Source organism: Oleiphilus sp. HI0043 (assembly GCF_001634935.1).
Genome location: NZ_LWEY01001611.1, coordinates 50,236 through 56,235 on the forward strand (window position 1 = coordinate 50,236; position 6,000 = coordinate 56,235).

Annotated in this window: 5 protein-coding genes; 3 read left to right on the plus strand and 2 right to left on the minus strand. The window is 43.8% G+C overall.

Annotation, left to right across the window (positions count from 1 at the left end):
• The first annotated feature begins 77 nt into the window (after positions 1 to 77).
• Complete coding sequence (locus tag A3729_RS24295; protein WP_068507459.1) at positions 78 to 1,046, plus strand: GNAT family N-acetyltransferase; 969 nt, start codon at positions 78 to 80, stop codon at positions 1,044 to 1,046.
• A 77-nt stretch (positions 1,047 to 1,123) separates the two neighbouring features.
• Here A3729_RS24295 and A3729_RS24300 read toward each other — a convergent pair whose 3' ends face one another.
• A complete protein-coding gene (locus A3729_RS24300) occupies positions 1,124 to 3,298 on the minus strand; it encodes a malate synthase G (RefSeq protein ID WP_068507465.1) in 2,175 nt (724 codons plus the stop codon).
• 256 nt (positions 3,299 to 3,554) lie between these two features.
• Here A3729_RS24300 and A3729_RS24305 point away from each other — a divergent pair, with 256 nt between their 5' ends.
• Positions 3,555 to 4,337: a hypothetical protein gene (locus tag A3729_RS24305; protein WP_068507461.1), complete on the plus strand. Its 783-nt coding sequence runs from the start codon at positions 3,555 to 3,557 to the stop codon at positions 4,335 to 4,337.
• 360 nt (positions 4,338 to 4,697) lie between these two features.
• Complete coding sequence (locus A3729_RS24310; RefSeq protein WP_068507463.1) at positions 4,698 to 5,570, plus strand: 7TM-DISM domain-containing protein; 873 nt, start codon at positions 4,698 to 4,700, stop codon at positions 5,568 to 5,570.
• An 80-nt stretch (positions 5,571 to 5,650) separates the two neighbouring features.
• Here the strand turns inward: A3729_RS24310 and A3729_RS24315 are convergent.
• On the minus strand, positions 5,651 to 6,000 hold a 350-nt coding region (locus A3729_RS24315; protein WP_197476026.1), incomplete at its 5' end, for an ATP-binding protein.

Below are 6,000 nucleotides of genomic sequence, written 5' to 3' on the forward strand. Positions count from 1 at the left end.
CCTGCATACCCCAGCTGTTCTATTCTGAGCATGATATAATAATGGATTGATAATGCAGTAACATCATTTGAAATATTATGAGTCAAATTAAAATCCAAACTTATGCCCTGGATAAACTTCCATTAGAGGTACATCGTCGCCTATGCAAGCTCGATAACGACTGGCTGCATATTCATAAGGCTCATCAAGTAGAGAAGGGTTTTATCCAGGCACTTGTCGCCAGTGATAACATTATTGGCTACGTTGTCGTTAAGCATAACGACGCTAGCTCTGCCCATATCCATAAGCTATATATTCACCCTTCCTGCAGAAGAAAGTCCTTTGGTCGCCAGCTTCTGCATCGAGCGATGAAAGCTGCCGCAAAGTCTAACTATGATGAGCTCTACCTGGAATGCTTTCAAGAATATCAGGCCTTCTTTGCCTCTCAAGGATTCGTGACAGCCAAAGAGCCTAATCGTGATGGGATATACCATATGGAAATGCCCTGTCTGAGGCATTATATTAAAGTCCGAGCAGAAGAGCCTCACTTGTCAACAGATGGACGGAAGGCACTGTTAATATCTCAGGATAATCATTTATATAAGTACAATAACCAAGACCAGTTTGTTAGCTTTCATCGAAGCATGCTTTCACAGGCCCAGAGACAAATATCCATACTTTCCGACACAATCACACACCCTATCTTTAAAGAAAGCTACATCCGTCAATGTCTATTGAATCTATCGAAGAGGAACTCGCAGGCAAAAATTAGAATACTATTAATCGATGATCGAACTGGTGCAGGCTATCACAATCCACTTATTGACCTCGCCCAGAAATTGACCAGCTTCATCGAATTAAGAGTGATTCCAAGAGGCGCCAGCAGGCCCCGCGATATGATTACAACGGTTGATTTTGACGCCGGCATCTACCGGAAAGACCTGGATAGCTACACGGGCTTCGTTAACTACAGCAATCATATGATCGCACAGAGACTCAGAGATAGCTTTGACCAACATTGGCAATACGCTAAACCCTCTGCCAATATGCGCCGCCTAAGTATTTAGCTAATCAATACGCACAAAAAAACCGGCATTCAGCCGGTTTTTTTGTGCCCCTACATAAGCAGGGGCTGAGTAAACACTTATTGCGCTTTAAACTTCAAACGGTAAGCATGAAGTAGCGGCTCTGTGTAACCACTTGGCTGCTCTTTGCCCTTGAAGATCAAATCAGAAGCTGCCTGGAAAGCAATGCCGTCAAAAGACGGTGCCATGGCGATGTATTCAGAATCACCCGCATTCTGGCCGTCAACAATCGCTGCCATACGCTTCAAGCTTTCTTCAACCTGTTCTTTGGTACAAACACCGTGCTCCAACCAGTTCGCCACGTGCTGAGAAGAAATACGCAATGTTGCACGATCTTCCATCAAACCAACGTTGTTGATATCTGGAACTTTAGAACAACCAACACCCTGATCAACCCAACGTACAACATAACCCAGGATACCCTGACAGTTGTTGTCGATTTCGTTCTGAATGAATTCAGGCGTTAGCGCCTTAACTTCATCTGCAGACATTAGTGGAACGCTTAAGATGTCATCTACGTTTGCATGCTCGCGAGTCTTAAGTTCGTTTTGAACCGCAAATACATCAATCTGATGATAGTGAATTGCGTGAAGTGCTGCAGCAGTAGGAGAAGGAACCCAAGCCGTGTTAGCACCCGCTTTAGGATGGCCCACTTTCTGCTCCATCATCATGCCCATTTCATCAGGAATCGGCCACATGCCTTTACCAATCTGTGAACGACCTTGTAGGCCTGTTTCCAAACCTGTATCAACGTTCCAATCTTCGTATGCGTTAATCCAAACTTGCTGCTTCATTTGAGTCTTAGCAACAAAAGGACCTGCCAACATTGACGTGTGTAGCTCATCACCGGTACGGTCAAGGAAGCCTGTGTTGATGAATACAACACGGTCTTTCGCTGCACGGATACATTCTTTCAAGTTAACAGTGGTACGACGCTCTTCATCCATAATACCCATCTTCATCGTGAAGCGAGGCAGGTTAAGTGCATCTTCAACACGTGCAAACAATTCGTTAGCAAAAGCCACTTCTTCTGGGCCGTGCATCTTAGGTTTAACGATATTGACAGAACCTGTTGTAGAGTTCTTGAATGGGCTATTGCCATTCAAGTCGTGAATAGCGATAAGCGCTGTCACAACACCGTCCATGATGCCTTCAGGAATTTCAGAACCGTCTTCCAAAAGAATCGCAGGGTTAGTCATCAAGTGACCTACGTTACGAACGAACAACATTGAACGACCTTTCAAAGAGAAAGTATTACCGTCAACACCCGTGAATTCACGGTCAGCATTCATCACACGTGTAAATGTCTTACCGCCTTTGCTTACGTCTTCAGCCAGATCGCCTTTCATTAGGCCTAACCAGTTGCCGTAAGTCGTCACTTTGTCTTCTGCGTCAACCGCAGCAACAGAGTCTTCACAGTCCATGATAGTGGTCAGTGCCGCTTCCATGATCAAATCTTTAACGCCAGCAGCGTCAGTTGAACCAACTGGGCTAGTCGCATCGATTTGGATTTCGATGTGCAAACCATTGTTCTTCAAAAGAATAGATGTTGGTGCAGCTACGTCGCCGGTGTAACCAACAAATTTGTCTTCTTCTTTTAGACCTGAAGTAGAACCGTCAGCCAGTGTCACGGCAAGCTTACCGTCAACGATTGCGTAGTTTGTTGTACCGACGTGAGAACCCTTAGCCAAAGGTGCAGCCGTGTCTAATACACCACGAGCATAAGCGATAACCTTGTCGCCACGTACTTTGTTATAACCTGGGCCCTTTTCAGCGCCACCTTCTTCAGAAATAACTTTCGTGCCATAAAGCGCATCGTACAAAGAACCCCAACGAGCGTTAGAAGCGTTCAATGCGAAACGAGCGTTCATTACTGGCACAACTAGCTGTGGGCCAGCCATTTCAGCGATCTCTGGCTCTACATTTTCAGTCGTTGCTTCAAATGCCGGGCCTTCTTCTACCAGGTAACCAATTTCCTGAAGAAATGCTTTGTACTCTGCGAAATCCAAAGACTGGCCTTTACGCTCAGAATGATACGCATCAATCTTAGCTTGAAGGTCATCACGCTTTGCAAGCAGCTCGCGGTTACGTGGTGCCAACTCATTAGCGATTGCGCTGAAACCAGCCCAAAATGCATCCTGATCGACGCCTGTACCTGGAATTGCTTTCTCGTTTACGAAATCGAATAGCTCTTTTGCGACCTGCAGGCCTGCAGCTTGAACGCGCTCTGTCATCTTTGTATCAGCCTCAACACTTGAAATAACAAGGAAATTGCCCCTAGCAAAAGTAAACTTCTTCGCCAGGTGCGTAATAAAGGCGGCAGATTTTACATGAAAATGTGACAAACCCCAAATTCTATCCGATCAAAGTTTGCACAATCATTTACCATTTCACCCTAAATCCCAGATAGAAAATCACAAACGCTGGTCTATACTCAAAGGTATAAGCAATTTCAGTTTAACCTTTTGTATATTTTTTAAGATCTTAGCTATGTCAACAACCACTATTACAATCGCCATCGTTGCTATCATATTTCTTTGCATTGGTGCTATTTATATTTCTCAAGCGCGCGAGCGAGCACGTGTTGAGCGCATTCGCAAAACCAATGTGCTGACTGAGCGACATAACCGCATGCAACAGTTGATTCACGACCTGCCCCCGCAGTACTTAAACAACGAGCTACGCATCATGATCGCCGAGCGCTCAGTTGAAACGCTTAATGAACTGATCATTTTAAATAAAACCGAGCGCCTACAAGGTTACCTCACTGCTGATCATGACTATCTAAAGAACTTACGCGAAAACAACCCCAAATTTCCGGCAGTCCCCGTAAAAACAGAAGCCAAAGCCAAAGAAGTGAGAGGCTACCTGGAGGTACTTCAACGCTTTATTCAGTCACAACATAAGGCCAAGCGTCTGAATGCCGGCAGTGCAAAAAAATATCTGGATCACATCAGTCTTTCGATTTGCCAATCCAAAGCAGACTTATTCTGTGGCCGAGCCGAAGCGGCAAATGCCAATGGCAAGCCCAGAGTTGCAATTCATAATTACCACAGTGCAATTGATGCATTTAAAGAGTTTGCCAAACACCCTCAGGCCGCAAAAGCTATTGCGCTTTACAAAGCCAAAATCAAAGCGCTTGATGAAGTAGCGGATCAACACAACAAAAAATTCAGAGAACAAGAAGAAGCTAAAAAACAAGAAGGCAACAAAGAGTGGGATAGCTTTCTCGATGACGAAGACCAATGGCAAAAGAAGAATTCATACGACTAAAAACAAGTTTTTTCTCTTCTCTTGCATCTTAAAATAGGATTTTCCTGACATTATGTACTATTTTTAATATTTAGAAGAGCTCCATAATTAGCCCGGCTGATCGAGCTCTACCTATTCTGTCCACAATGAACTTCTCTGGACGACCTCAAAAAATAAAAAAGCCGTTTAGATGAGAAAAATCAGGCTCAGCCACCCATTAGCTAAATTATTCCTATTACTAATCCTCATCGTTGTAGGGCGTTATGCTTTTTCTGAACAACTTCCCGGATACAAGCTCAGCGCTGAGTCAATACCCGAAAATATAGGCATTTACACCCAATACATCGAAGATAAAGACGGCATTCTATTTTTGAAGATATTATGGCCGCGGACTCAAAGTATAATAATGGTCTAAAATGGCAAAATGCTCCCAACGATGGCCTTGCAAAAGGATTTACTGACTCAGTATATTGGCTCCGCTTTTCAGTCGATAACATAAGCCCAGAAGCCACACGCTGGTACCTTGAGGTTCGCTACCCGATCCTTGATTCAATTGAATACTTCATACCAGATAGTGAGGGCGAGTATACTAAAGAAATCGCAGGTGATGCTTATCCCTTTGAGCAACGAGACATCGATTATCGAAATATCGTTTTTTTACACAACACGCCAGCCAACGAAAGCCAAACTTTTTATATGCGCATCGATACCTCTAGTTCGATGTTTGTCCCCCTTCAAATATGGCCCAATGACACCTTCTTTCATGAAATAGATAAAGTTAAGCTACTGCTCGGCATTCTCTATGGGATCGTAATTCTTGCGCTATTTATTTCAGCAGTAAATGCCGTATTCCTAAGAGACGTCATGTATATCTGGTTAAGCGGTATCTTTATCTGCTTTTTCTTGTACCTGGGTGGGATTAAAGGGGTTGCCTTCCAAGCCTTATGGCCAAACTCTCTCTATTGGCAGAAAATCAGCATCCCCTTCTTCATGAATATGAGCGTTGCATTCGGCTTCTTATATTGTCGCGCCTACATCAACTTAAGAGTGCTGTCTCTCAAGCTTGACCTGTCAATTAAAGTCTTGGCGGCGCTAGCTTTTGCCACAAGCTTACTCTGCTTTATTATCGAATACGAATACATCATTAGCATCAGCACAATCGTAACCATGCTTTCACAAGTCATATGTTTAAGCATCGGCCTCTACTCCTGGTATAAAGGCAATACGGCAGCCCGCCTGTTAATTTGCATGTAAAACTGACCCTGCTTTTGCACTTAATTTTGACCCGCCTGAGAGGCCAGATTATGGCCTGAACTTTTCTTTTATTTCCAGTTTTAAATTCGTTTATTAGTAGATTCTTTGTAGCGGTAACTTTCGTTACCTGTTTCAATGATGTGACAGTGATGCGTTAGTCGATCAAGTAATGCGGTTGTCATCTTTGCGTCACCGAAGACTTGGCTCCACTCTGAAAAGCTTAAGTTAGTCGTGATAATCACACTTGTTTTCTCATATAGTTTGCCTAGCAAGTGGAATAGTAATGCGCCTCCCGTTTGACTAAAGGGCAAGTAACCAAGTTCATCTAAGATAACCAAGTCTGTATGGCTTAACCTGTTCGCAATGCGTCCCGCTTTACCTTCGAGTTTTTCTTGTTCAAGTTGATTCACAAGTTCAATGGTCGATAAGA

Bases quoted from the DNA above. Each gene is read 5' to 3' on its own strand.
- A3729_RS24305 (WP_068507461.1), top strand. From the start codon at position 3,555: ATGTCAACAACCACTATTACAATCGCCATCGTTGCTATCATATTTCTT.
- A3729_RS24295 (WP_068507459.1), top strand. From the start codon at position 78: ATGAGTCAAATTAAAATCCAAACTTATGCCCTGGATAAACTTCCATTA.
- A3729_RS24300 (WP_068507465.1), bottom strand. From the start codon at position 3,298: ATGACAGAGCGCGTTCAAGCTGCAGGCCTGCAGGTCGCAAAAGAGCTA.
- A3729_RS24310 (WP_068507463.1), top strand. From the start codon at position 4,698: ATGGCCGCGGACTCAAAGTATAATAATGGTCTAAAATGGCAAAATGCT.